Raw genomic sequence first — 24,294 nt, forward strand, 5'->3', positions numbered from 1 at the left:
CGCAGGGAGGCCCCGGCGCGCCTGCGATAGTAGACCGCGCAGGCTTCATACTCTGCAGGAAGCGCGGGTCCGACCCCCCGCGCCCGGAAGCATGATTCGACTCGACAACGTCAGCAAGGTCTACACCCGCGGTGCACGGCCTGCGCTCGACAACGTCTCGGTGGAGATCGAGCGAGGCGACTTCGTGTTCCTCGTGGGCTCCTCCGGGTCCGGCAAGTCCACGTTCCTCAAGCTGATCCTGCGCGAGGAGCGCCCCACCGTGGGCGAGGTCTACGTGGCCGGACGCCACCTCAACCGGCTGTCGAGCTGGCGCGTGCCGCACCTGCGTCGCGAGATCGGCGCGGTCTTCCAGGACTTCCGGCTGCTCCCCAACAAGACGGTCTACCAGAATGTCGCCTTCGCGCTGCAGGTGATCGGCAAGAACCGCCGCGAGATCGACCAGAACGTGCCCGAGATGCTCGAGCTCGTGGGACTCGCGGGCAAGGAGCGGCGCCTGCCGCACGAGCTGTCCGGCGGAGAGCAGCAGCGCGTGGCCATCGCGCGCGCCTTCGTCAACCGCCCGCCGATCCTCCTGTGCGACGAGCCCACCGGCAACCTCGACCCCGGCACGTCGGTGGGCATCATGCGCCTGCTCGACCGCATCAATCGCACGGGCACCACGGTGCTCATGGCGACGCACGACGACGAGATCGTCGACCAGATGCGCAAGCGCGTGATCGAGCTCAAGGGCGGACATCTGGTCCGCGACCAGGACCGCGGCGTCTACGGGCTGGAGACGGTCTGATGCGGCTGCGATTCATCCTGGGCGAGGTCGCCAACGGCCTGCGACGCAACTCCACGATGGCGCTGTCCGTGGTGCTGGTCACGTTCGTGTCGCTCACGTTCGTCGGTGCCGCGGTGCTGACGCAGATGCAGGTGCAGCAGCTCAAGGACGCCTGGTACGGCCGCGTCGAGGTGTCGATCTTCATGTGCCCGCCCAACTCGCTGTACGAGCAGTGCGCGGGCGGCGCCGTCACGGCCCAGCAGGAGGCTGACATCCGCGCGGTGCTCGAGGAGGGCTCCGTCGCGGACCTGGTGGACGAGGTCTACTACGAGACGCGCGAGGAGATGCACGAGAACATCGTCGCCGCAGACGACACCGGCGTGTACTCGCAGCTCGAGGCCGAGGATCTGGGCCCAGCGTTCCGTGTGAAGCTCACCGATCCTGAGCAGTTCCAGGTGGTGGCGGACGCGACCTCGGGACTCGACGGCGTCGAGGAGGTCAAGGACCAGCGCGAGGTGTTCGACAACCTCTTCATGTTCCTCAACGCGGCGACCTTCGTGGCCGCTGGACTCGCGGCGGTGATGATGCTCGCCGCCGTCCTGCTCATCACCACCACCATCAGGCTGTCCGCCCTCAGCCGCAGGCGCGAGACCACGATCATGCGCATGGTCGGATCCTCGAAGAGCCTGATCCAGATGCCCTTCGTGCTCGAGGGCGCCGTCGCCGCCACCGCGGGCGCGCTGCTCGCGATCACCGGACTGTGGCTCGCGGCGCGCTATCTCATCGAGGACTGGCTGACGGGGTCGATCGCGTGGGTCGACTACGTGGGACGCGAGGACGTCTGGACCGTCGCACCCTGGCTGCTGGTGATCGCCGTCGGACTCGCAGGCGTCGCGTCGTTCGCGACGCTCGGGAGGTACACGAAGGCATGATCGCGGGCACTCGCAGACTGATCCTCACCGTCGCCGCCATCCTCGTGGTCGCGGTCATGTCCGGCTATGCCGTGGGCGCGGCCACCGCCGTGAGCGGCTCGCAGCTCGCGGCGGCGGACAAGCCGTCCTCCGACGACTACCAGGACCAGATCGACAAGACCGAGAGGGAGCGCGAGGCGGCGGCGCGCCGCTCCGAGGAGCTCGAGACGGCCTTGGAGACCACGGACGCCAAGATCGTGGAGGCGGACGCGAAGCTGCGCGAGCTTCAGGGCCAGCTCGAGACGGCGCAGGCGGAGCTCGAGGCCGCCAACCAGAAGGTCGAGGCGGCGATCGTGGAGCAGGGCATCGTTGCGGACAAGCTCGAGGCCGCCACGGCGCAGGACGAGGCCATCACCGAGCAGGTCGAGGAGGACGCCGAGCGCACAGCCGAGCTCGAGTTGCTGGTCGCCGCGATCGCTCGCGAGACCTACAAGGGCGGCGACGGCTCGTCGAGCCTCGACATCGTGTTCGGCTCCTCCGACACGCGCGAGGTGGTCGACGAGTTCACCGCCCAGGACTCTGCGGCCCGTGTCCAGGCGCACACGCTCGCGGAGCTCGACGAGATCGCCGCCGGCAACAGGCATCGCGGGGAGCGGCAGGCAGCCGTGCGCGAGTACATCGCTGAGCTCAAGGCGCAGGCCGATGCGCTCGTCGTCGAGCTCGAGGGCCTGCGCGACATCGCCGAGGACAAGAAGACCGCGGTCCAGGGCCTGCTCGACGAGCAGGAGGAGCTGCGGCGCTACCTCGAGTCGCAGCGCGAGGCATTCATCCGGCAGCAGGAGGAGAACGAGCGCCTGCAGGAGCGGCTGCGCTCGAAGGTGCTCGACCTGGTCGAGAAGAAGTCCGCTGCCGAGGAGAGGGAGCGCCGGGCCGCTCTCGCCGCTCAGGGCAGGCTGGGCAAGGGGACGCTCGCCTACCCCACCAAGAACGTCTACATCACGTCGAACTTCGGCTACCGCGTCCACCCCATCTACGGCTATCGCAAGCTGCACGCCGGCACCGACTTCCGCGCCTACTGCGGCACGCCCATCTACGCCGCGGCGTCGGGCAAGGTCGAGTGGGCCACCTGGCAGCCGGGCTACGGCAATCAGGTGCTGATCGACCACGGGTATGTCAACGGCAAGTCCGTCATCACCAACTACAACCACCTGTCGCGCTTCGCAGTGAGCTCGGGGCAGACCGTCGCCCGCGGAGATGTGGTGGGCTATTCGGGCAACACCGGCTCGTCGACCGCATGCCACCTCCACTTCGAGGTGTACATCGACGGCGTGGTGAAGAACCCGATGGGCTACCTGCCGTAGCGCCGCTCCTGGGCCGCGGCACGGCGCCGATGCGCTCATCGCCTACACTCGTACCTCGCGTCTGTGCATGACAGGAACGATGACGGTCGAGGAGGTGAGTCATGGCTGACGAGCTCAAGGTGATCGCGAGCAACCGCGCTGCACGCCACGACTACTTCATCGACAAGACCTATGAGGCGGGCCTGGTGCTGCGCGGCACCGAGGTGAAGGCGCTGCGCATGGGGCGCGCGTCGATCGGCGACGGGTACATCCACGTCGACCGGGGCGAGGCGTGGCTCGAGAACGTCCACATCCCTGAGTACGTGCAGGGCACCTGGACCAACCACACGCCGCGGCGCAAGCGCAAGCTGCTGATGCATCATGCCGAGATCGACGAGCTGATGATCAAGACGCGCGAGAAGGGCTTCACGATCGTGCCGCTGCGGCTGTACTTCGTGAAGGGCCGCGCGAAGATCGAGATCGGCATCGGCCGGGGAAAGAAGCACTACGACAAGCGCCAGGCACTGCGGGAGAAGCAGGACACGCGCGAGGCTGAGCGCGCCATGAGCCTGCGCCAGGCTCACTAGTCTCTGCGCCACGGACGACGGTTCGCCACGTCGTGACGCCACGATGCGTCAGAGCGCGGCGAGCGAACGCCGCACCCGGTCCTCGAGCGCGGACCGTTCTCGGTCACGTCGCCCGCGCCGAGATCTCCCGTGCCGCCCCTCAGGACGACCGACCACGCACGGCGCCGACGCCCGGTGCAGCAGGCGGCCCTGGGCTCCCGCCGTGCCGTGCTCGCCCTGCGACGCCGAGCCCGCGGCATCAGGGCGGCCCTGCGCGGAGCTCTCCCGGCCACCGTGCGTCGCGTGCCCACCGGGCACGTCCGGCTGCGGGCCGGCAGCAGAGCTCTCCCGTCGGTCCTCGCGCGTGCGATCGACGGGACTGGCCGCGTGCGTGGTGGAGTGACGTCGGCTTGCCGCGGCGCCGGTGGCATCGCGGCCCGCCCGCTCGAGTGCATCGAGGGAGGCGGCGGTGAGCGGCACGTGATTGTGGAGCATACGTCCGCCGGGCCGCCGACGGCGTTCGGGGTCGATGGTCGCCGGCGGGGTGAACCACACCTGCGTGGGGGTGGCGTCGACGAGCCAGCCTTGGCGGTGCAGGTCGTGGTGACATCGCGTGCACAGGAGCAGGCCGTTGTCCAGGTCGGTGCGGCCGGCCTCGCCCCAGGCACGAATGTGGTGGGCCTCGCACCACGACGGCGGCGCGCCGCACATCGCGCAGCCACCGTCCCGCTCCACCAGCGCGAGTCGCTGATCGCGGGTGAACGACCGCCGGTCTCGGCCCAGGTCCAGCACAGCGGAGTCCGCGGTCAACGTGACCGGCACGATGGTGCCGTCGCCGGCGATGCGTCGCGCGGTGGACGCCGAGACGGGCTGACCGAAGCCGTCCACGCTGGCCACGCCGTCAGATGTCTGACCCCGCCCGGCAGCGTCGATAGCGTCGACGGCGTCGGCGGCTTGCGTGCGGACCACCACGGTGACCGCGGACCGGGGCAGGACGCTGTCGTCGACGCCGATCATGTGGCGGGCGACGATCGCCAGCGCGTCGGCTCGCATCTGGGGCACGGTGCGCTCATCCACGGTGACGCCGGCGCGGTCGCGCTTGGCCTGCAGGGACTTGGCGACGAGCGCATCCAGCACGGTCTTGATGGGGGCGGCGGTCTCGATGTCGAGGCGCCCGTTGATGGAGACCATCCCGGCATCGTCCTCGCTCATGTGGAGGTAGCGGGCGGCGTGCTGCACGCGTTCGCGCTGCTCGACACCGGAACGGTCCAGATTCGCCTCCATCTGGCGGACCACCCGCGAGAGCTGCTTGAGGCTGAGCAGCGTGGCCTTGGCGACGAGCTCCCGCTCCGCGCGCAGCCACACTGCCCGGTCGGTGGTCTCCCAGACGCTCGTGAGCGTGCGAGTGATGAGCGCGGCGGCCTCGATCGACACATCCGCGGCCTCCACGGCCTCGCACAGCACGTGGAAGCGCGGCCCGGCGGCCTCCGCAGGCACGACGGGTGCCGCACCGCCGTCGTCGCGTCCGGGCACAGGCTGCGTCGGCTCCTCATCGCCAGCAGGCGGGGCGGCAGCGCCGGGCGCCTCGCCCGCCTTCCGCGCGTCGTCCAGCATGTCGCCCACGTCGATCAGCCGGCCGGCGTCGTGCTCGGAGCCGCCGGTCTGACCCGAGATGAGGTTGCGTGGCGACGGCTTGCCATTCCTGCGCGCCATGCCGCCGGGACCGTCCGCCTGGGTCGAGCGACGCGCCTGCGCCGATGACACCTTCGCGAGCATCAGGTCGAGCTCCCGACGCATGCGCCCCAACGCCTCGCCCCACGCGCGCAGCTCCTGCTGCGGCACGGCGTCCAGATCGACGCCTGCCAGGCCGACGCCCGACCCCAGCGCCGCCCGAGCGCGTGCCAGCACATCGGCGCCAGGCTTGGGGTCGGCGCCTGAGGCGGGCGCGGTGGTCGAGGTCATGCGTCCATCACAGCATCGAGGTCTGACACTCCGCGGAATCGCCTGGTAGACGACCGACAATGCCGAAGATGCTGCCCGGGCGGCCCCAGGCTTCCGACCGACGACCCGCCGCGCAGCGACGGCTACGCGCGCTCGCGGAGCGCGGCGAGCGCCCTGAAGCCCGCGGAGTCCACCCGCGCCGCCGTCGCGGACACGATCGCGACCCCCACCCCGGCCCCCCGATCCACCCCAACGAACGAGGCGAACCCGCCCGTCATGCCGTTGTGCCACGTCACGCTGCTGCCGCGGTCATCGATGGTGATCCACGCGGCGCCGATGCGCGACGAGCCCTGGGCGTCCGCGTCGGGCTGCAGCGCCGAGGCGCCGGGCGCGGAACCGGACACCAGCCCACGGAGGAGCGCCGCGAGGTCGGCCCCGGTGCTCCGCACCCCGCCGGCCGGCCCGATGGCCTCACCGGTCCACGGCTCGTGCGGCCGGCCGCCCTTGGCGCGCCCGCGCAGGGCGCCCGCGCGCAAGTCGGTCTCACGGGCCGGAACGTAGGTGCCCGTCATGCCCAGGGGCTCGAGGACGCGCTCTCGAAGGAGCGCGCCGTACGGCTGGCCCGCGCGGCGCGCGAGCGCGGCGCCCAACAGCTCGAATCCGAGGTTGGAGTAGGAGAAGCGAGGCTTGCCCACGGGAACGTCAGAGGCCAGGTCGAGCAGCTCAGCGACCGTGTCGCCGTAGGGGTTCTCGCCGCGCCTCCACATCCGCCAGGTGCGGCTCCACTGCGACCGCTCGCCGCCGTGGGGCTGGAGCCGCGGCAGGCCCGAGCGGTGCTGGGAGACCGCCCCAAGGGCGAGCGGCGCGTACGACGCCTCCGGCCGGCCGAGCAGCTCGCCAAGCGCTGTCTCCTCCGTCACCTCGCCGCGCTCGACCGCGTCCCGGTACAGCAGGCCGGTGAGGCCCTTCGAGACCGAGCCGATCTCCGCATCGGCGCTGTCGGGAACGCCGAACGCCCGCCACGCGGCCTCGCCGCCGCGTGTGGCGGCGAGGAGGACCCGGTCGTGACGGGCGTGCAGCAAGCGGTGGAGCGCGGCGAGATCGATGCTCATGCGACCACGCTAGGCAGGCGGCTCAGGACTTGGCGTCCTCCTCGGGGACGGTCTGCGACTCGGGAGAGTCGTCCGCGCGGTCGGCCTGGGAAGCGGCGTCGCCGGCGGGCACGGGGTGCTCCCGCTCGAGCGCCGAGCCCTCCACGTCGACGTTGGGCAGGAGCCGGTCGAGCCACCGCGGCAGCCACCATGCGCTGTTCCCGAGCAGGTGCATGATCGCCGGGATGATCACCATCCGCACCACGAACGCGTCGAGCAGGACGCCCACGGCGAGGCCGAATCCCATGGGCCGGATCATCGAGATGTGCGAGAACACGAAGCCGCCGAACACGGAGGCCATGATGATCGCGGCCGCGGTGACGACCGCTCGGCCGTGGCGCAGCCCGATCATCACCGATGCGCGCGCCGAGCTGCCGTGGACGAACGCCTCCCGCATGCCGGTGGTGATGAACAGCTGGTAGTCCATCGCGAGGCCGAACAGGATGCCGGTGAGCATGATGGGCAGGAAGCTCAGGATGGGACCCGGGCTGTGCACGCCGAATACGCCTCCGAGCCAGCCCCACTGGTAGACGGCCGTGACGGCTCCGAACGCCGCAAACAGCGAGAGGACGAAGCCGGCGGTCGCGACCAGCGGCACCAGGAGCGAGCGGAACACGACGATGAGGATGATCACGGACAGGCCCACCACCACGGCGAGGTAGACGGGCAGCGTCTCGTCGAGCTTCTCCGACAGGTCGATGTTGCCGCTGGCCTCGCCCGCGACGCCGACGGTCGCGCCGGAGATGTCGACGCCCTCGACGTCGCCGGGCTCGTCCAGGGGGGACAGCGCCCGCAGGTCGTGGACCAGCTGCTCGGTGGACTCGGAGGCCGGACCCTCCGTGGGGATCACCTGGAAGGCGAAGTAGTCGCGATCCGCGGAGACGCCTGCGGGTGCCACGCCCGCGACGGACTCGGTCTCCATGATCGTGTTCTCGAGAGCGACCTGGGCGGCGAGCTCGTCCTCCTCGGCCACGGCCTCGGGGAGGCGCGCGGTGACGAGCAGGGTGCCGTTGAGACCCTCGCCGAACTCCTCGTCGATGGTGGTGTACGCGATGTACTGCGTCGAGTCCTCGGGCTCCTGAGTGCCGTCGGGAAGTCCCAGGCGCATCGAGAACGAGGGGATCGCGATGACGGCGAGCGCCACGGCGGCGACGAGCGCGGACACGATGGCGCGGCCGGTGCCCATGGGCTTGGCCTCGGGCTCGCGGTGCTCAGGGGCGCCCTTGCGGGCTCGCGCCTTGCGCGAGAGCACCCGGTCGCCCATCCAGCCCAGCAGCGCAGGAGTGAGGGTCACCGCAGCGAGCACGGCGACCAGCACGCAGAACGCGGCGACCGTGCCCATCACGCCCAGGAAGGGAATGCCGGTGACGTTGAGCGCGAGCAGGGCGACGATGACGGTCGCGCCGGCGAACACGACGGCGTTGCCCGACGTGCCGTTGGCGAGGCCGATCGACTCGTTCAGGTGCATCCCGCGCGCGAGCTGCGTGCGGTGGCGGTTGACGATGAAGAGCGAGTAGTCGATGCCGACCGCGAGCGCGAGCATCACGCCCAGCACGGGGGTGACCGACTGCATGTCGACGGTGCCGGAGAACGCGAGCGACGCCGCCACCCCCACCCCGACGCCGATGACCGACGTCACGATGGGCTGGAGGGCGGGCAGGATCGCCCGCATCATGATGAGGAGCACGGCGAAGGCGAGCATGACGCCGACGATCTCGCCCACGCCCAGCAGGCCCTCGACGCTCGTGTCGAAGTCGGCGGAGAAGTTGACCTCGACGCCGTCGATGTCGGCGCCGCGCAGCTCCTCCATGATGGCGTCCTTGTCGGGCTGCGGGACCTCGAACACGGGGATCGCGAACCGGACGGCGGCGAGGGCGGTGGCGCCGTCCTCTGACACGGTCTGCAGCACGGCGGCGTTCTCCGCAAGCTGCGCGCCCAGCTCGAGCTGCTGCTCCTGCGCGGCGAGCTCGGCTCGGCCTGTCTCGACCTCCTCGCGCCCTGCCTCGAGCTCGGCCTGGGAGGCCTCGAGCTGGGCGCGCTGCTCGTCGATCTGGGCCTGCTGGGCGTCGAACTGCGCCTGCGCGGCCTCGTACTGGCCGGCCGCCTGCGCCTGCGCGATCGCGGCGTCGAGCTGCTCCTGACCCTGCTCGAGCTGCGCGAGTCCCGCGTCGAGCTGCTCCTGGCCCGCCTCCAACTCGGCCTCGGCGGCGTCGAGCTGCGCGCGCCCGTCCTCGATCTGCTGCGGCGCGGCCTCCATCTGCGCGGCCTGCTCCTCGCGGGAGGCCTGCTGCTCGAAGGGGTCGATGACGCTGTCGACCTCGTGCGAGCCGGGCAGCGCGGCGAGAGCCTCGCTGATCTGCGCCTGCTGCTCCTCGGTGAAGGGCGCGCCGTCCTCCGTGGCGAACACGACCCGACCCGTGCCGCCGTCGAGCCCGGGGATCTCGTCGGCGAGCTCGTCGGTGACGCGCTCGGTCTCGAGCCCGGGGATCGAGAAGCTGTCGGTGAGCTTGCCGCCGAACGCGACGAAGGAGCCGCCTGCTGCGGCCAGGGCGATGACCCAGACGAGGACGACGGCGAGGGGGCGGAGGGACGATGCGCGCCCCAGCCTGTAGAGCAGGTGTGCCACGAGAGCTGCCTTTCGGGCGTGGTGTGGTGGGAGGGGCGTCGGTGCCTGCAGCAAGTCTAGCGACGGCGCGCAACTTATCCAACACGTGTTGGCTAAGTAGTGCTCGGAGGGCCGATGCGGTGGCAGACTGGGCCGCATGGACGCGAGAGTGGTGCGGACGCGCCGCAGCCTGCAGCAGGCGCTCTTCGCGCTCGCTCGCGAGCGCGGCATCGATGACGTGTCCATCGGCGACATCGCCGAGCGCGCCGGCATTAACCGCTCGACCTTCTACCAGCACTACTCCGACAAGGAGACCCTGCTGGCCGATGCGCTCGACGCCGTGGCGGCGGAGGCCGGTGCTGACCTGGAGGGCATCGACCACTGGTCAGACGAGCCGCCGAAGGTCCTTGTCGACTTCCTCGCCCACGTCGACGCCCACGCCGCGCTCTATGCGCGCGTCTTCCTCGAGCCGGGATACGGCGTGGTGCTCGCGCGGCTCCGCGAGCACGTTCGGGTCGCGGTGCGCGACGTGGTCGACGGGTCTCCGCGCCCCCAGCGGGAGGTTCCCACGGACGTGATCGCCGCCGGTGTGGCCGGGTCGATCGTCGGGGTGCTCGGGGCGTGGCTCGAGCGTGAGCCTCGCGAGTCGCCGGCCATCGTGGCCGGGTGGGTGATGGCGGTCGTGCTCGGCCCGCCTGTCGAGCCGCCCACCGCGTGACGCGCGCGCGACCGGGGCGACCGAGCCCGCGCATCGGCCGTTGTCCCGTGCCCCTCACCCCGCGTACAATGGAGGCACAACTGCACAGGGGATGATCGGTTTCGACGTGTGTGCTTTCCTCAGGGGAAGCGGGCCGAGGACGTCACGTTATCTCGTTAACGCTCGTGGCAAACCAATAGGTGCCGATTCCAAGCGCACCGACTTCGCCCTCGCTGCCTAAGCGAGCCCCGAAGTCCGTCAGCCCAGGCTAGTTCCCGTCCTGGTTCCTGGCGTCATCTAGGGAACTTGCTCCACCGCCTCGTCGCCGGGCGGTGGGGGACTCTCAGGCGACTGGGGCTATCGCACAGCTTGTCTGAAGGTCGTGCGGGTCCGAGACACTGAGCATTCAGACTGCGCCCGGAGAAGACCTGTCGACGTACGCGCGGACGCGGGTTCGATTCCCGCCATCTCCACGCTTTCATCCCTGTTAGGTGACCGAGAGGCCGCCGTCAGCCCGCGCGGCCGACGGCGGCCCTTCTGTGTGCCGATGCGGCGTGAGCGCCCGCTACTCGCTCGCGTCCTCCGCGTCGGCCTCGTCGCCCACGGAGGCCACGCCGCGCCGCATCTGCAGGCCGTGGGAGCGCGCGAGGTCGGCGATCGCGCCGGCATCCTCGCGACGCACGCGCGCCGACCGCTCGACCCACAGCCAGTCCTGGCGCGGCTGCGCAGGGGCGATCTCGTCCGCGACCGGCATCAGCACGCGCACCTCGAGCGCTGGCTCGTGCACGGCGGCGGGAGGCATGTCGAGAGCGCGGAAGTCGCTGACGAACGCCTCGAGCGCGCCGCTGCCTCGTGCCTCCTCGAACACCATCAGCACCGCGTCGCGCGGCAGGCACAGCTGGTCGACGGCGGCGAGCACCCGGTCCCTCCCAGCCTTGAGTCCCATCGACACCGGCCCCCAGTAGGAGCTGTGGGGGTAGGCGCGCAGGAACTGCCCGAAGGTCGCAGGGCGCGCGCCGAGCGGAACGTCGCGCACCCAGGAGCCGAACCGCGACGCGAGCCCGCCTCCCACCAGGTCGTGGGTGAAGTACATGTTGGTCCACGACGTGCTCGCGAAGAGCGCGGACTGGTGGAGGCGCGAGGTGTCCTCGCCTCGCACGCCCGTCCACACCTTGTACCGCAGCGGGTGGTCGCGGCGGGCGGACTGGGTGCGCTGGGGCTGCGGCGGAGCCGTCGCGACGAATCTGTCGACCTTGGCCTCGGCGAAGGCCTCGGATCCCGAGGTCACCAGGATCTCCGCGTGCGTGAGGGGGCATGCGAGCGTGACGAGGTCGCTGACGATCCACCGTCCCGATCGGATGGCGGCGCCGTCCTCGAGGCGCTGCGGCGAGCGCAGCGCCTCGCTCAGCGTCGCGCGGTCGGCCGCGGCCTCCTCGAGGGTCGCATCCGTCACGACGTGGCGCTCGACCCGCCGCACCGCCGCCTCATACGGCCCGACGGACTCGCCGTCGCCGTCGTCGAGCGGGACGCCCGACAGCGGGATCTCCACGTCGGGGGCGACGGTGTTCCAGTAGGCGTGGAGTGCGTCGGCGGCGATCACGGTGCCCAGGCTGTGGCCTACGAGGACGATTCGGTCGTAGCGGTGACGCTGCGTCACGGCGTCGCGATCCTCGGCGATGGTGGTGAGGAGGTCGACCAGGCCCTTGCGGATGTTCTCGCGCTCGCTGATGTTGTCGGGCTTGCTCGACAGGTACCGGGCAGCATCGCCCAAGCTGCCCAGCGCGAAGCCACCTGCGACGACGGTCAGCACCGGAATGATCGCGCCCAGCAGCGACTGGGCGCCCGCGAGCGCGCCCCACATCTCGCCCCTATCGGGACTCCCGAGGTTGGTGGCGGCCACGGCGAGCGCGACCGCGGCGACCGCGAGGGCCATGGGCACCGCGAGCCGCACCCGCCACGCCACGGCGCTCGCGATCGCGGCCACCACGAGCACTCCCGCCGCCGCGCCGCACGCGATCGCCGCCACCGGCTGGCCGACGAACACCGCTCCCACGACGAACCCCACCGCGGCGCAGAGCCCGACGAGCAGCAGCGTCCTGACGGTGGTGAGGACGCCCGCGAACTGGGAGATCGTCACGGCGGTCAGCGCGCCGACCGCGGCGACAGCGCTCCCGGCGACGATGAGTCCCGGGTGCGCGCCCGACGTCGCCAGGGCGGCGACGAACGCGGCGATCACGCCCGTGACGACGGCGAAGGCCATCCCCAGGATCCTGGCCAGGCGGTCCACCCCGGACGACACGCGGTGATCGGGCCCGGGCCCGTAGGTCTTCATGAAGCCGTCCTCGAGCCCCGCCCGATCGGCCGCGATCAGCTTGAGCACGAACGATGGCAGGTGCCGCCATGCGGTGTCGCGGAAGCGGTACGCCCAGTAGTACTCGTAGAAGTGGGTGGTGCGCGACCAGCTGCGCGGCTCCGCATCCTCGAGTCCTTCGACGTCCTCGATCCGCTGCCGCATGTCGACGCTCACGATGCGACCGAACGACGTCCCTGCGAGCCGGTCGGGAAGCACGAAGCGGCGCAGGCCGGCCGTCGCGTCCACCACGCCGTCGCGGCCGTCGATCACCCCCGCGTCTCGCGCGGCGTTCTCCCGCAGGGGAGCGGGGGCCGCGCTGCGCGCCTGGGCCGGATCCGCGCCGCGTCCCACGAACGACAGCAGCGTGTCGAGCGGCTCCTGCTCGCCGATGCCGTGGACGACCACCACGGCGGTACGCGGCAACATGGCCATGACGGATCCCCCAGGCGTGAGATGAGGTGCGCACTCGAAGGCGAGCGCGAACGGCACCCATTCGAGCACACCTGGCCGCGGCCCGCACGGTGGGATGACGTGAGCGTCGGGAGGTAGCGTGGCGCACATGGAACAGCGACGCCTGGGATCAGCCCCGTTCACCGTCTCGGCCATGGGCCTGGGCTGCAACAACTTCGGCCGTGCCGGCACGGTCACCGAGACGCAGGAGGGCACGGACGCCGTCGTGCACGCCGCGCTCGACGCCGGGGTGACCTTCTTCGACACCGCCGACCTCTACGGAGGCGAGTGGGGCACGAGCGAGACGCTGATGGGCAATGCGTGGAAGGGCAGGCGGGACGAGGCGGTGCTGGCGACCAAGTTCGGGTACACCGAGGTCGCGACGCCGCTCGACGACCTGGGTGCCAAGGGTTCCCCCGCGTACCTGCGTGCCGCGTGCGAAGCCTCGCTCGAGCGCCTCCGGACCGATCGCATCGACCTGTTCCAGCAGCACCAGCCCGATCCGGCCGTGCCCATCGAGGACACGATCGGCGCGCTGGCCGAGCTGGTCGAGGAGGGCAAGATCCTGGCGTACGGCGTCTCCCAGTTCACCGCCGATCAGCTGCAGGCGGCCGATGCGGCGGTGGCGGAGCGAGGATTACCGGGCCTCGCATCGAGCCAGGACGAGCTGAGCCTCGTCGCTCGCGGGGTCGAGACGGACGGCCGCCTCGCGGCGGCCGAGCGCATCGGCGCCGGCTTCCTGCCGTTCTTCCCCCTCGCCAACGGACTGTTCACCGGCAAGTTCTCGCGCACGGAGATCCCCGCCGACTCGCGCATCGGCCGCCAGCGCCCGCACATCGCTCAGAATGCGGACTGGGACGCGATGGAGGCCTATGCCGCGCTGTGCGAGGAGTGGGGGGTGTCGATGCTCGAGGCGACGCTGGGCTGGTTCCTCGCCCGTCCGGTCGTGTCCTCGGTGATCGCCGGCGCGACGCGCCAGGAGCAGGTGACGCAGAACGCGGCGGCGTCGTCGTGGCGGCCCGATGACCAGCAGCTCACGCTGATCGACGCGCTGTTCCCCGCCTGAGTCCGCGCGTTTTCTCGGCCTCGGGGCATCGCGCCCGACCCCCAGCAGCCGGGCGCGACATCCCCCTGGTATCCCCCCTCGCCCAGCGGGCGGTGCACATGGCACGATCACGAGTATTGCATACGAGCATGCATGTACTCGGACGGTCTACTGGCGAGGCTCGATCACGGCCTCGTTCACGCGACGAGCCGCTCACGTGGCGGGCAGCGCCCGTCAGTTGCCGGCGAGGTCCCCTAGGCGGTGAGTCTCGACGGGCACCAGCTTCGCCACCACCGCGGTCGTGTCGATGCCCGCGGCCTCGAGAGCGTCCGCCAGGCCCCCGGGCGATGGCAGCGGCTGACTGCCCTCGAAGTTCACCACCAGGTCGGGCCCGCTGGCGTCCATCCCGATGTACTCGACGCCCACGGACTCCGCCCAGGCGCGGGAGGTGCCGTCGACCGTGTCCTGCGTGGTCTGCTCTGCGCGCAGGTGCACAGCAGAGATCGCCAGCGGCGCCGCGATCACGAGCGCGACCGCCGACAGCGCGACCACTCGGCTCCACGTGCTCTCGTCGCCGTGACGCGGATCGTCTCGAGGCACGCCCTCGCTGGCGCTGCCGGCCGGCTCCCCCAGGGTGAGTGAGGCTCGCACGCCCAGCACCGCCATCGTCACGGTCCCCGTGGCGAGGGTGGCCACGGCGTTGGCGCCGAACAGCACGAGCGCATCCCAGGCCTGGGCGTGCTGACCCGACTGCAGCGTCAGGCCGGCGACGGCCAAGGCCGGCACCAGCGTCACCGCGATGGCCACGCCGGGGACCGAGTTGGAGATGTCGTCACGCACCAGCGCGATCGCGGCGACCACGCCAGTGAGCAGCCCGACGACCAGGTCGAACATGTCCGACGTGACGCGATCCGCGACCAGCGGATTGGTCGCGGCGGAGACCTCGGAGCCGGTGAGCAAGCCGATGAGCACGCTGACGCCCACGGCCGACGCGGCGCCAGCGAGCACGAGCGCCACCGACCGCAGCGTGTTGCGCCGCTGGGTCAGCACCGTCGCCAGCATCACTCCTGTCATGGGGGTGATGAACGGCGAGATGATCATCGCGCCGATGAGGGCGGGAAGGGACTCCGTGAGGATCCCTGCAGCCGCGAGGGCGCTGGACAGGATCATGAGCGCCCAGAACTTGGAGTACCGCTTGACGTTGTCGTCGTGCTCGAACAGCACGTCGCGGCGCATGCGCGCCACGGACTCCTCGCTGGCCTTGAAGTCGCTCCAGACGGTGATGGGGCGATTGTCGCCGGTCAGGCTGGCGGGCGCGAGTCGCGCCCCTCCCGAGTGCGCGTGTCAGCGTCCCATCGCGACGCGCTCGGGGCAGTCGAACGGGTCGCGCGCGGCGAGCCCCACTCGGTTGAGGTAGGCGATCACGATGGCGTAGGACTCGACCAGGCTGGTCTCGGTGTACGGGACGCCGTGGGTCTCGCAGTACTCGCGGACGATCTCGCGAGCGCGGCCCAGGTGAGGGCGCGCCATGTTGGGGAACAGGTGGTGCTCGATCTGGAAGTTGAGCCCGCCCGTGAGGATCGACATCGCCCAGCCGCCGCGGATGTTGCGGCTCGTGAGCACCTGCTTCGACAGGAAGTCGAGCTTGGCGTCGTGGTCGATGATCGCCATGCCCTTGTGGTTCGGCGCGAAGGACGCCCCCATGTAGACGCCGAACACAGCCATCTGCACGCCCACGAATGCGAAGGCCATCCCGAGCGGCAGCACCCAGAACACCGCGCCCAGGTAGACGACGAAGTGCGCCGCGATCATCGACAACTCTGTCCAGCGCTGGCGCGGGGTGCCGCGCGTCACCAGCGACACGATCGAGCGGTAGTGGAGGTTGAGGCCCTCGAGCGTGAGGAGCGGGAAGAACAGCCAGCCCTGGCGCTGGGTGATCCAGCGGATCGGGCCGCGCGCCTCGCGCGCGTCCTCCTCGAGGAAGGAGATGGTGTCCTTCTCGATGTCGGGGTCCGCCCCGCGCTTGTTGGGATTCGCGTGGTGGCGAGAGTGCTTGGTCATCCACCACTGGTGGCTGATGCCCACCACGCCCGCGCTCAGCACGCGCCCCAGGCGGTCGTTCGCCGGTCCGGACGCGAACACCGTGCGGTGCGAGGCCTCGTGGCCCAGGAACGCCACCTGGGTGAGCACGATGCCGAGCGCCGCCGCCATGAGCAGCTGGAACCAGGAGTCGCCCAGCAGTACGAAGCCAGTGACCACGCCGCCGAAGGCGAGCACCAGCGCGGCGCCGTAGCCGGCGTAGAAGCCGTAGGCGCGGCGGAGCAGGCCGGTGTCGCGGACGGTCGCCGCGAGCTCGGCGAAGCGGTGGGTGATGGGGTTGGACGGGATGCGCGGGGCCGTGGCCGGCGTGTTCGTCATGCGTCTCCAGATCGGGGGCGTACGACTTCCCAGCCGAGGTCACGAGCAGGTCGCTCATCTTGCGGATGTCGCAAGGCTACGCGACCGTAGGTTCGATGTCACACCCCCGCGCGGGGGAGGCCGACTCGGGCCCGCGTTCCAGCCGCGTCCGCACGTCGGGCTTCGCTAGGCTCGTGGCCATGCTGGTCCCCATCATCGCCACGCTGCTCGGGCTCGCGGCCCTCGCCTGGAGCGCCGACAAGTTCGTCGCGGGCGCCGCCTCGGTCGCAAAATACTTGGGCATGGCGCCGTTGCTGATCGGCATGATCGTGATCGGCTTCGGCACCTCCGCGCCCGAGCTGGTCGTATCCGCGTTCGCGGCGGCAGGCGGCGACCCCGAGCTCGCGCTCGGCAACGCGTTCGGGTCCAACATCGCGAACATCGGCCTCATCCTGGCGATCACCGCGCTGCTCCTGCCGATCATCGTCAAGCGCGGGATCCTCCGCAGGGAGCTGCCGCTGCTGCTCGTCGTCACGCTGGTGGCGTGGCTGCTCCTGAGCGACGGCACGCTGTCCACGGGTGACGCCGGCGTCCTGCTCATCCTCCTCGCGGTGCTGCTCACGTGGCAGATCCTGTCCGCGCGACAGGCGGAGGCCGACCCGCTGGTCCACGACGTCGAGGAGTCGACCGATCTGCGCGGCATGTCGCGCAAGGCTGCCTGGACGTGGCTCATCGTCGGGCTGGTGCTCCTGGTGATCTCCTCGCGCGTGCTCGTATGGGGAGCCGTCGAGATCGCCGAGGCGCTCGGCTGGTCCGACCTCGTCATCGGCCTGACGGTGGTCGCGATCGGCACTTCAGCGCCCGAGCTGGCCTCCGCCATCATCGCCGTCCGGCGTGGAGAGAACGACCTCGCGCTCGGCAACGTCATCGGGTCGAACCTCTTCAACACCCTCGGCGTGGTGGGCATCGCCGGCCTCATCGCACCCGCCACCGTCAGCTCCGAGCTGCTGTATCGCGACATCCCCATGGTCGCGCTCATGACGGTGCTCGTGCTCGCCTTCGGCTTTCGATGGCGCCGCGACGGGCGCATCAACCGTCTCGAAGGCGCGGTCCTCCTCGCTCTATGGATCGGTTACACGGCCTACCTGCTTCTCAACCCGTCGTAGCGCCCGCACCCGCCACGCGCGAGTGGACCTGCCCGCTCCGCCAGGCCCCTCGCCCCGTCCCGGCCGTACTCTGGCCGCATGCCGGATATCCAGCCAGCGAGCGCATCGGCGCTGTCCCTGCGCGGACTGACCAGACGGTTCGGCGCGACTGTCGCCGTCGCCGGCATCGACCTGGAGATCCCGTCCGGCTCGTTCTACGGCGTGGTGGGGCCCAACGGCGCAGGCAAGACCACGGCGCTGTCGATGGCGACGGGGCTGCTCGAGCCGGACGCCGGCGCCGTCATCGTGCACGGGGTGGACCTGTGGGCCGACCCTGAGCGCGCCAAGCCCATGCTCGGAGTGCTTCCCGACGGGCTGCACACCTTCGACCGCCTGACTGGCGCCGAGCTGATCAGCTACGCCGGCCTGCTGCGCGGGCTGCCACGCGAGGTGGTGCGTGAGCGGCGGGACGACCTGCTCGCCGCGCTCGACCTGCGCCAGGCAGGCTCCACTCTCGTCACCGACTACTCCGCTGGCATGACCAAGAAGATCGGGCTCGCCTGCGCGTTGGTGCACGCTCCGAGAGTGCTCGTCCTCGACGAGCCCTTCGAGGCCGTCGACCCCGTCAGCGCCGGCGCCATCCGGCGCATCCTCATCTCGTTCGTCGAGTCCGGAGGGACGGTCGTCATGTCCTCGCACGTGATGGCGCTCGTCGAGAGGCTGTGCGACCACGTCGCGGTCGTGGGGTCGGGGCGAATCCTCGCGGACGGAACGCTCGAACAGGTGCGTGCAGGGGTCGACCTCGAGGAGCGGTTCGTCGGACTCGTGGGCGACGTGGAGGACGGGCGGGACCTGGCGTGGTTGCGACAGTCCTGAGCCTCAAGTACCGCGTAGTGCTCCATCAGCTCCAGCGGGAGTGGTGGCGGGCGCTGCTGCTGGTGGGAGGAGCGATCTGGTCGCTCTCGCTCGTGCCGGCCGTGCTGTGGGCGCAGTACGCGCTCGCGCGCGAACCCCTCGACGTCCGTGCGGACATCCTGGTGGGGGCGGGCGCGCTCTGCGCCATCGGGTGGGTGATCGCGCCGCTGCTGGTGACCGGTCTGGACGACACCCTCGACCCCGGGCGGTTCGCGATCCTCGGCGCGTCCTCGCGGCAGATCATGCCCGGCCTCACGGTCGCCGCGGCGCTCACCGTGCCGGCCGTCTTCTTTGGCGTGATGTTCCTCATCCTCGCCCGATCGTGGCGCCACGACGGCGCATGGGTGATGGCCGCGGCGGTCGCGGGGTCCGTCCTCACGGTGACCGTGATGGTCGTCGGCGCACGCATCGCGGTCGCGTGGGCCGCACGGGCGATGTCCTCCCGTCGCGCTCGTGGGCTGTCGCTCATCGCGCTCATCGCCGCCTTCGGCGCGATCGCGCCGGCCATCTGGCTGAGCCTGCGCGATGGACTCGAGTCGGCGGCAGCGAACGAGCTGCCCGTGATGCTCGACTGGCTGGGACGCACCCCGCTCGGAGCCGGCATGGCCGCGCCGGGAGCGCTCGCCAGGGGCGACGCCTGGGGCGCGGCCTGGCGACTGATGCTCATGGCGGCGGTCGTCGTGATCCTGCACGGCGCATGGCGCGCGAACGTCGCCTACACGCTCGTGCACCCGTTGCACCGCGGCGGAGGCGTGCAGCGGAGGTCTGACGCGATCCTGGGCGGCCCTCGTCAGCGACCCGAGCGCCAGGGCGGCGCGGGCCGCGAGATCGCGCGAGCGGTCCGCTCCCGCGCGCTGGTGTACTGGGCGACGGACGTGCGCTACCTCGTGAATGCCTTCGGAGTGGTGGCGCTGCCCGTGCTGATCTTCGTGATCGTGGTGCCCGTGCTGGGGCTCGACGCGCGGTGGGCGCTCGCGGCCCCGGTCGTGCTTGCGGCGTCCATCGGCTGGGGCAGGCACAACGACGTCGCCTACGACTCGACGTCGCTCTGGATGGACGTGGTGGCCGGGCGCATCGGCCGGCACGTGATGGCCGGGCGCGCCCAGGCAGTGCTGGTGTGGGGCGTGCCAGCCGTCGCGGTCGCGGCCGCGGCGATCGTCGCCTGGGGGCGCTTCTGGCCGGCGATTCCTGGGCTGCTCGGGGCCTGCGCGGGAGCCCTCGGAGCGACCCTCGGGGTGTCGGCGGTCTCGTCGGTGGTCCTCCCGTACCGCGCCCCTGGGCCGGGCGAGAACCCGTTCGGAGCAGAGGTGGGATCGCTGGGAGCGAGCCTGGTCTCGCAACTCGTGTCGGGCGCCGCGATGCTCGCGGTGCTGCCGTTCGTGACATTGCCGTTCATCCTCTCGCTCACGCACGATGGCCGCTGGGGATGGCTGGCCCTGGTGACGGGCGTCGGGATCGGGATGGGCGCGTGCGTCGCGGGTGTGCGCGCGGCCGGCTCGCTCTACGACAGGCGCTCGGGCCAGCTCCTCACCGCAGTCGCCTGACCTTCCGCTACGTGCGCGAGTTGGGCCCACTTCGCTCGTCTAAGGCCCTAGATGAGCGAAGTGGGCCCAACTCGCGCATCAGGAGAGGGGGTGGGGAGACCGGCGACGTAGACTGGCGCGCATGAGCGAGACCCTCGACCCGCAGCCCGACACCGGCGCGCCCCAGGGCGGCACCGCGACCATCGAGCGCGTCGAGCAGCGCGAGCTCGCGGAGCCCGGCGACGCCGAGCGCTTCGCGCACTACGTGAAGAAGGACAAGATCATGGAGTCGGCGCTGTCGGGCGAGCCCGTGATCGCGCTCTGCGGCAAGGTGTGGATCCCCGGCCGCGACCCCAAGCGCTTCCCGGTGTGCCCGCAGTGCAAGGAGATCCTCGACGCCGCGTTCGGCAAGGGCGACGGCGAGGACTGACGCCCGACCTCCCCACCTGGCCCGCGCATCGGCCCTACCCTAGAAGCGTGTCCACCCAGGAGGAGCTCGAGCGCGAAGGCGCCGTCGCACTGCAGACGGCCGATGCGTGGGTCACCATCGTCTGGAACGACCCGATCAACCTCATGAGCTATGTGACGCACGTCTTTCAGACGTACTTTGGCTTCTCGCGCCACGATGCCGAGGCGCGCATGCGCGAGGTGCACGAGAACGGCCGCTCGGTCGTGTCAGCGGGCGGGCGCGAGAGGATGGAGGTCGACGTGCAGGCGATGCACGGCTATGGGCTGTGGGCCACGCTGCAGCGGAGCGGCGAGTGAAGGGGTTCGTCGCGCGTGACGGCGCCGCGGTCGCGGAGCTCGACGACGAGGAGCGGATGGTCATCGCGCGCATCGTCGCGGACGTGGGCCTGCTGCTGGGCGGCGAGCAGTTCGGCATGGACGCGCCCGTCGATCGTGACGCCGGCCTCGACGACGCCGACGAGATCCTGCGTCACCTGCGCGGGCTCGAGGAGGCGCTCGCCGAGCCCGACGATCCCGCAGTGCTGCGTCTGCTGCCCAACGCGAGCCGCGAGGACCGCGAGATCGCCGACGAGTTCCGCCGCCTCACCGAGTCCGACCTGCGCGACCTCAAGGTCGCCCGGCTGCGCACCATGTGGGAGCAGTTGAGCGAGGACGGGCCCGAGTGGGAGGTCGCGAGCGGGGACGCGATGGCGACCGCGGCGGCTCTGACGGACCTGCGCCTGGTGCTGGGCAGTCGCCTGCAGCTCGACAGCGACGAGGACGCCGAGCGCCTCCACACGGAGATCGACCTCGCGACGCACGCGCTCGACACCGACGACGACGAGACCCTGCCGGTGGACCCCGAACGGGTCTGGCTCGGCATGCTCTACCAGGCGCTCACCTGGCTGCAGGAGTCGCTCGTGCAGTACTCGATCAGCGCCGAGGACGCCTCCTCGGAGGGCGCCCATGAGTGATGCTCCCATCGGCGTCTTTGACTCCGGCGTGGGCGGGCTGACCGTGGCCCGCGCGATCATGGATCAGCTGCCGCACGAGTCGATCCACTACGTCGGCGACACGGCGTACGGCCCCTACGGCCCGCTGCCCATCAGCGACGTGCGGCGCCACGCCCTCGACATCATGGACGCGCTGGTCGAGGACGGCGTGAAGATGCTCGTGATCGCCTGCAACACGGCCTCGGCGGCGGTGCTGCGGGACGCGCGCGAGCGGTTCTCGCGCGAGCGCGGCGTGCCCGTGGTCGAGGTCATCGTGCCCGCCGTGCGCCGCGCCGCCGCGCTCACCAAGTCCGGGCGGGTGGGCGTCATCGGCACGACCGCGACCATCACGTCCGGCGCGTACGACGACGCGCTCGCGGCCGCGCCCGACATCTCGGTCCATTCGCAGGCGTGCCCGCGGTTCGTCTCGCTGGTCGAGGAGGGCATCACGTCCGGACCCGAGGTGATCGACGTCGCTCGGGAGTACCTGGCGCCGCTCCAGGCCGCCGACGTCGACACCCTGATCCTGGGCTGCACCCACTATCCGATGCTCCAGGGCGCGATCGGCTACGTCATGGGGCCCGAGGTGACGCTGGTCGACTCGGCGACCGAGACGGCAATCGACGTGTACCGCGCGCTCACGGCCTCCGGCCTCGAACGGCCGGCCGATGCGCGTGCCGAGCACCGCTTCTTCGCCACCGGGGAGCGGAGCAGGTTCGAGGCGCTCGCGCAGCGCTTCCTGGGACCGGTGGTGACGGAGGTCGCGGCGCTGTCGTGACGGTCGAGCTGACCATCGTGGGGTGCGCCGGCTCGACGGCCGGCCCCGACTCGGCGGCGTCCTGCTACATGGTGTCCCATGCCGACGCGGACGGCCGGACCTGGCGGCTCGTGCTCGACCTCGGCTCGGGCGCGATCGGGCCGCTGCAACGGTACTGCGACCCCGCCCGCGTCGATGGCGTGCTGGTGTCGCACGGCCACCCGGATCACTGCGCCGACCTGGGCGCGCTCGATGTGCTGCGCCGCTACGGGCCGTCGCGCGACGAGGACCCGCCGCGCATCCCGTTGCTCGGGCCGGAGGGGATCGACCGGCGCATCGGCGATGTCAGCGGCGACCCGGCCGACCGAGGCGCTGCGACCTACGACTTCCGCCCGCTCGCGCACGGAGACGTGACGCGCATCGGGCCGTTCACGATCGAGGCCGCGCGCGCGAATCACCCCGTGCCGGCGCTCGCGTTTCTTGTCTCAGCGGGTCGCTCGACGCTGCTGTACACAGGCGACACGGACCGCTGCGCCGAGGTGGACGCGCTCGCGGCCCGGCCGGGCGTGAGTCTCATCCTGGGGGAGGCCGGCTGGGCGCACCGTGAGGTCAACCCGCCTGGAGTCCACATGAACGGCGACCAGCTGGGCCGCATGGCGGCGCTGTCCGGGCGGGCCGCGCTCGTGGTCACGCACGTCGCCTCGTGGGTCGACCCCGAGCCCACCCTCGTCCAAGCACGCGCACACGCCCCGGGCGCTGTGCTCGCCCGCCCGGGCGAGACCCACGCGTTCTGACCCCGCGGGGCGTCCCGAGGGTCAGAGGGCTATGCGACCCGCGGGGGGCCGCATTCGAGGGCTTCGCGCGGGCGATCCGACGTTCGACCCTCGCGGACCGTGCGGCAACCCGGGCGCCGATAGGCTCGAGTCCATGACCGACATCACCCGCGCCGATGGCCGCACCCCCGACCAGCTCCGCCCCGTCTCCTTCGAGCGCTCCTGGCTCGACAGCGCCGAGGGCTCGTGCCTCGTGTCGTTCGGCGGCACCAAGGTGCTGTGCGCGGCGTCCTTCACGGAGGGCGTGCCCCGGTGGAAGAAGGGCTCCGGCGAGGGCTGGGTCACCGCCGAGTACGCGATGCTCCCGCGCAGCACCAACACCCGCAACGACCGCGAGTCCGTGCGCGGCAAGATCGGGGGCCGCACGCACGAGATCAGCCGCCTGATCGGCCGGTCGCTGCGCGCCATCATCGACGTGAGGGCCCTCGGCGAGAACACCGTCGTGCTCGACTGCGACGTTCTCCAGGCGGACGGCGGGACCAGGACGGCGGCCATCACCGGAGCGTACGTCGCGCTGGCCGATGCGGTGGCATGGGTCAAGCAGCACGGCGCGATCAAGCCGGGCAAGGAGCCGCTCACCGGCTCGGTGTCCGCCATCTCGGTGGGCATCATCGACGGCACGCCGATGCTCGACCTGCCGTACGTCGAGGACGTGCGCGCGGAGACCGACATGAACGTGGTGATGACGGGCGACGGCGGGTTCGTGGAGGTGCAGGGCACCGCGGAGGGCGCGCCGTTCTCCAAGCCCGAGCTCGACGAGCTCCTCGCGCTCGCGACCGCCGGCAACGCCCAGCTCTCCCGCCTGCAGGCCGCCGCGCTGGCGGGCTGACGTCGTGCGAGACTGACGCCATGGCACGCCTCGCGATCGCGACCCGCAACTCCCACAAGGTGGACGAGATCTGGGCGATCCTCGAGCCGCTGCTGCCGCACCTGCACCGCGAGGACGTCGCCTCCGCGCTGGACCTGGACGCGCCGTCGCCCGTCGAGGACGGCGTGACCTTCGAGGCGAACGCGCTCATCAAGGCGCGGGCGCTCGCGGCGAGCACCGGGGTGCCGGCGCTCGCGGACGACTCCGGCATCGCCGTGGACGTGCTGGGCGGCTCGCCCGGGATCTTCTCGGCGCGTTGGGCGGGGTCGCACGGGGACGATGCGGCCAACCTCCGGCTTCTCCTCGACCAGCTGGCAGACGTGCCAGACGAGCACCGTGGAGCGGCGTTCGTGTGCGCGGCGGCGCTCGTGACGCCCGATGGTCGCGAGTACGTCGAGGTGGGCCGCATGCCGGGCGAGCTCGCTCGCGAGCCGCGCGGCGACGGCGGGTTCGGCTACGACCCGATCTTCGTCGCCGAGGGCCAGTCGGTCACCAACGCGGAACTCGATGCGGACGCGAAGAACGCCATCTCGCACCGCGGCGCGGCGTTCAGGGCGATGGCGCCGCACGTCGTGGCGGTGCTCGGCTGAGCGTC

Annotated in this window: 22 protein-coding genes and 1 other RNA gene; 17 read left to right on the forward strand and 6 right to left on the reverse strand. The window is 71.2% G+C overall.

The genetic code is table 11. The features are described 5' to 3' along the window. Window positions 1–91 precede the first annotated feature (91 nt). The 4 genes from ftsE to smpB all read left to right on the forward strand — a co-directional run bounded on the left by ftsE (window position 92) and on the right by smpB (window position 3,601). Complete coding sequence (ftsE, locus tag B7K22_RS08300; protein ID WP_084039448.1) at window positions 92–784, forward strand: cell division ATP-binding protein FtsE; 693 nt, start codon at window positions 92–94, stop codon at window positions 782–784. After that, entirely contained in the window at window positions 784–1,695 is a 912-nt protein-coding gene (gene ftsX / locus B7K22_RS08305) for a permease-like cell division protein FtsX (protein ID WP_084039449.1), read from the forward strand. The genes ftsE and ftsX overlap by 1 nt, the downstream gene beginning before the upstream one ends. Then, window positions 1,692–3,035, forward strand: a complete 1,344-nt coding sequence (locus B7K22_RS08310; protein ID WP_084039450.1) for a M23 family metallopeptidase — start codon at window positions 1,692–1,694, stop codon at window positions 3,033–3,035. Before ftsX ends, B7K22_RS08310 begins: the two co-directional genes overlap by 4 nt. A 101-nt stretch (window positions 3,036–3,136) precedes the next feature. Beyond that, entirely contained in the window at window positions 3,137–3,601 is a 465-nt protein-coding gene (gene smpB, locus B7K22_RS08315) for an SsrA-binding protein SmpB (protein ID WP_084039451.1), read from the forward strand. Window positions 3,602–3,649: 48 nt separating this feature from the next. Here smpB and B7K22_RS08320 read toward each other — a convergent pair whose 3' ends face one another. The 3 genes from B7K22_RS08320 to B7K22_RS08330 all read right to left on the reverse strand — a co-directional run bounded on the left by B7K22_RS08320 (window position 3,650) and on the right by B7K22_RS08330 (window position 9,298). Then, window positions 3,650–5,542, reverse strand: coding sequence for an HNH endonuclease signature motif containing protein (locus B7K22_RS08320; RefSeq protein ID WP_084039452.1), 1,893 nt, complete (start codon window positions 5,540–5,542; stop codon window positions 3,650–3,652). Window positions 5,543–5,664: 122 nt separating this feature from the next. Then, entirely contained in the window at window positions 5,665–6,633 is a 969-nt protein-coding gene (locus tag B7K22_RS08325; protein ID WP_084039453.1) for a serine hydrolase, read from the reverse strand. Window positions 6,634–6,655: 22 nt separating this feature from the next. Continuing rightward, entirely contained in the window at window positions 6,656–9,298 is a 2,643-nt protein-coding gene (locus B7K22_RS08330) for an MMPL family transporter (protein WP_084039454.1), read from the reverse strand. Between the two features lie 136 nt (window positions 9,299–9,434). Here B7K22_RS08330 and B7K22_RS08335 point away from each other — a divergent pair, with 136 nt between their 5' ends. Together B7K22_RS08335 and ssrA are read left to right on the forward strand one after the other, a co-directional pair. Further along, the gene (locus tag B7K22_RS08335; protein WP_084039455.1) at window positions 9,435–9,995 is read left to right on the forward strand and encodes a TetR/AcrR family transcriptional regulator; all 561 of its coding nucleotides are present in this window, start codon (window positions 9,435–9,437) and stop codon (window positions 9,993–9,995) included. A gap of 87 nt (window positions 9,996–10,082) precedes the next feature. Next, window positions 10,083–10,450: a transfer-messenger RNA gene (ssrA, locus tag B7K22_RS08340) on the forward strand. Window positions 10,451–10,539: 89 nt separating this feature from the next. Here ssrA and B7K22_RS08345 read toward each other — a convergent pair. Further along, window positions 10,540–12,759, reverse strand: coding sequence for a hypothetical protein (locus B7K22_RS08345; protein ID WP_144276310.1), 2,220 nt, complete (start codon window positions 12,757–12,759; stop codon window positions 10,540–10,542). A 127-nt stretch (window positions 12,760–12,886) separates the two neighbouring features. Between B7K22_RS08345 and B7K22_RS08350 the strand changes: the two genes are divergently transcribed. Then, on the forward strand, window positions 12,887–13,843 hold the full coding sequence (locus tag B7K22_RS08350; RefSeq protein ID WP_200807377.1) for an aldo/keto reductase: 957 nt from the start codon (window positions 12,887–12,889) through the stop codon (window positions 13,841–13,843). Between the two features lie 213 nt (window positions 13,844–14,056). Here B7K22_RS08350 and B7K22_RS08355 read toward each other — a convergent pair whose 3' ends face one another. Together B7K22_RS08355 and B7K22_RS08360 are read right to left on the reverse strand one after the other, a co-directional pair. Next, window positions 14,057–15,058, reverse strand: a complete 1,002-nt coding sequence (locus tag B7K22_RS08355) for a DUF389 domain-containing protein (RefSeq protein WP_234983414.1) — start codon at window positions 15,056–15,058, stop codon at window positions 14,057–14,059. 108 nt (window positions 15,059–15,166) lie between these two features. Beyond that, window positions 15,167–16,240: an acyl-CoA desaturase gene (locus tag B7K22_RS08360; RefSeq protein WP_084039459.1), complete on the reverse strand. Its 1,074-nt coding sequence runs from the start codon at window positions 16,238–16,240 to the stop codon at window positions 15,167–15,169. A gap of 179 nt (window positions 16,241–16,419) precedes the next feature. Here B7K22_RS08360 and B7K22_RS08365 point away from each other — a divergent pair, with 179 nt between their 5' ends. From B7K22_RS08365 to rdgB, 10 genes are all read left to right on the forward strand, one after another. Next, window positions 16,420–17,385: a calcium/sodium antiporter gene (locus B7K22_RS08365; protein ID WP_084039460.1), complete on the forward strand. Its 966-nt coding sequence runs from the start codon at window positions 16,420–16,422 to the stop codon at window positions 17,383–17,385. 78 nt (window positions 17,386–17,463) lie between these two features. Beyond that, complete coding sequence (locus B7K22_RS08370; RefSeq protein WP_084039461.1) at window positions 17,464–18,240, forward strand: ABC transporter ATP-binding protein; 777 nt, start codon at window positions 17,464–17,466, stop codon at window positions 18,238–18,240. Further along, window positions 18,222–19,823, forward strand: coding sequence for a hypothetical protein (locus B7K22_RS08375; protein ID WP_144276311.1), 1,602 nt, complete (start codon window positions 18,222–18,224; stop codon window positions 19,821–19,823). Before B7K22_RS08370 ends, B7K22_RS08375 begins: the two co-directional genes overlap by 19 nt. Before the next feature lie 121 nt (window positions 19,824–19,944). Continuing rightward, a complete protein-coding gene (locus B7K22_RS08380) occupies window positions 19,945–20,232 on the forward strand; it encodes a DUF3039 domain-containing protein (protein ID WP_084039463.1) in 288 nt (95 codons plus the stop codon). A gap of 47 nt (window positions 20,233–20,279) precedes the next feature. After that, window positions 20,280–20,567 carry an ATP-dependent Clp protease adapter ClpS gene (clpS, locus tag B7K22_RS12235; protein ID WP_084039464.1) on the forward strand — a complete coding sequence of 96 codons (288 nt, stop codon included), beginning with the start codon at window positions 20,280–20,282 and terminating at the stop codon, window positions 20,565–20,567. Then, a complete protein-coding gene (locus B7K22_RS08390; protein ID WP_234983363.1) occupies window positions 20,564–21,223 on the forward strand; it encodes a DUF2017 family protein in 660 nt (219 codons plus the stop codon). Before clpS ends, B7K22_RS08390 begins: the two co-directional genes overlap by 4 nt. Continuing rightward, the gene (murI, locus tag B7K22_RS08395; protein WP_084039466.1) at window positions 21,216–22,019 is read left to right on the forward strand and encodes a glutamate racemase; all 804 of its coding nucleotides are present in this window, start codon (window positions 21,216–21,218) and stop codon (window positions 22,017–22,019) included. The genes B7K22_RS08390 and murI overlap by 8 nt, the downstream gene beginning before the upstream one ends. Next, the gene (locus B7K22_RS08400; protein ID WP_084039467.1) at window positions 22,016–22,792 is read left to right on the forward strand and encodes an MBL fold metallo-hydrolase; all 777 of its coding nucleotides are present in this window, start codon (window positions 22,016–22,018) and stop codon (window positions 22,790–22,792) included. Before murI ends, B7K22_RS08400 begins: the two co-directional genes overlap by 4 nt. A 133-nt stretch (window positions 22,793–22,925) precedes the next feature. Next, the gene (gene rph, locus B7K22_RS08405; protein ID WP_200807378.1) at window positions 22,926–23,660 is read left to right on the forward strand and encodes a ribonuclease PH; all 735 of its coding nucleotides are present in this window, start codon (window positions 22,926–22,928) and stop codon (window positions 23,658–23,660) included. A gap of 20 nt (window positions 23,661–23,680) precedes the next feature. Beyond that, window positions 23,681–24,289 carry an RdgB/HAM1 family non-canonical purine NTP pyrophosphatase gene (gene rdgB / locus B7K22_RS08410; RefSeq protein WP_084039468.1) on the forward strand — a complete coding sequence of 203 codons (609 nt, stop codon included), beginning with the start codon at window positions 23,681–23,683 and terminating at the stop codon, window positions 24,287–24,289. The last annotated feature ends 5 nt before the right edge of the window (window positions 24,290–24,294 follow it).

The sequence above is a fragment of the Demequina sp. NBRC 110053 genome, from assembly GCF_002090095.1.
Taxonomy (GTDB): domain Bacteria; phylum Actinomycetota; class Actinomycetes; order Actinomycetales; family Demequinaceae; genus Demequina.

Coding starts and splice junctions, on each gene's coding strand:
- ftsE (WP_084039448.1), top strand. CDS start 92: ATGATTCGACTCGACAACGTCAGCAAGGTCTACACCCGCGGTGCACGG.
- B7K22_RS08350 (WP_200807377.1), top strand. CDS start 12,887: ATGGAACAGCGACGCCTGGGATCAGCCCCGTTCACCGTCTCGGCCATG.
- B7K22_RS08320 (WP_084039452.1), bottom strand. CDS start 5,542: ATGACCTCGACCACCGCGCCCGCCTCAGGCGCCGACCCCAAGCCTGGC.
- B7K22_RS08370 (WP_084039461.1), top strand. CDS start 17,464: ATGCCGGATATCCAGCCAGCGAGCGCATCGGCGCTGTCCCTGCGCGGA.
- ftsX (WP_084039449.1), top strand. CDS start 784: ATGCGGCTGCGATTCATCCTGGGCGAGGTCGCCAACGGCCTGCGACGC.
- B7K22_RS08325 (WP_084039453.1), bottom strand. CDS start 6,633: ATGAGCATCGATCTCGCCGCGCTCCACCGCTTGCTGCACGCCCGTCAC.
- B7K22_RS08345 (WP_144276310.1), bottom strand. CDS start 12,759: ATGGCCATGTTGCCGCGTACCGCCGTGGTGGTCGTCCACGGCATCGGC.
- smpB (WP_084039451.1), top strand. CDS start 3,137: ATGGCTGACGAGCTCAAGGTGATCGCGAGCAACCGCGCTGCACGCCAC.
- B7K22_RS08335 (WP_084039455.1), top strand. CDS start 9,435: ATGGACGCGAGAGTGGTGCGGACGCGCCGCAGCCTGCAGCAGGCGCTC.
- B7K22_RS08310 (WP_084039450.1), top strand. CDS start 1,692: ATGATCGCGGGCACTCGCAGACTGATCCTCACCGTCGCCGCCATCCTC.
- B7K22_RS08355 (WP_234983414.1), bottom strand. CDS start 15,058: ATGCGCCGCGACGTGCTGTTCGAGCACGACGACAACGTCAAGCGGTAC.
- rph (WP_200807378.1), top strand. CDS start 22,926: ATGACCGACATCACCCGCGCCGATGGCCGCACCCCCGACCAGCTCCGC.
- murI (WP_084039466.1), top strand. CDS start 21,216: ATGAGTGATGCTCCCATCGGCGTCTTTGACTCCGGCGTGGGCGGGCTG.
- rdgB (WP_084039468.1), top strand. CDS start 23,681: ATGGCACGCCTCGCGATCGCGACCCGCAACTCCCACAAGGTGGACGAG.
- B7K22_RS08380 (WP_084039463.1), top strand. CDS start 19,945: ATGAGCGAGACCCTCGACCCGCAGCCCGACACCGGCGCGCCCCAGGGC.
- B7K22_RS08360 (WP_084039459.1), bottom strand. CDS start 16,240: ATGACGAACACGCCGGCCACGGCCCCGCGCATCCCGTCCAACCCCATC.
- B7K22_RS08365 (WP_084039460.1), top strand. CDS start 16,420: ATGCTGGTCCCCATCATCGCCACGCTGCTCGGGCTCGCGGCCCTCGCC.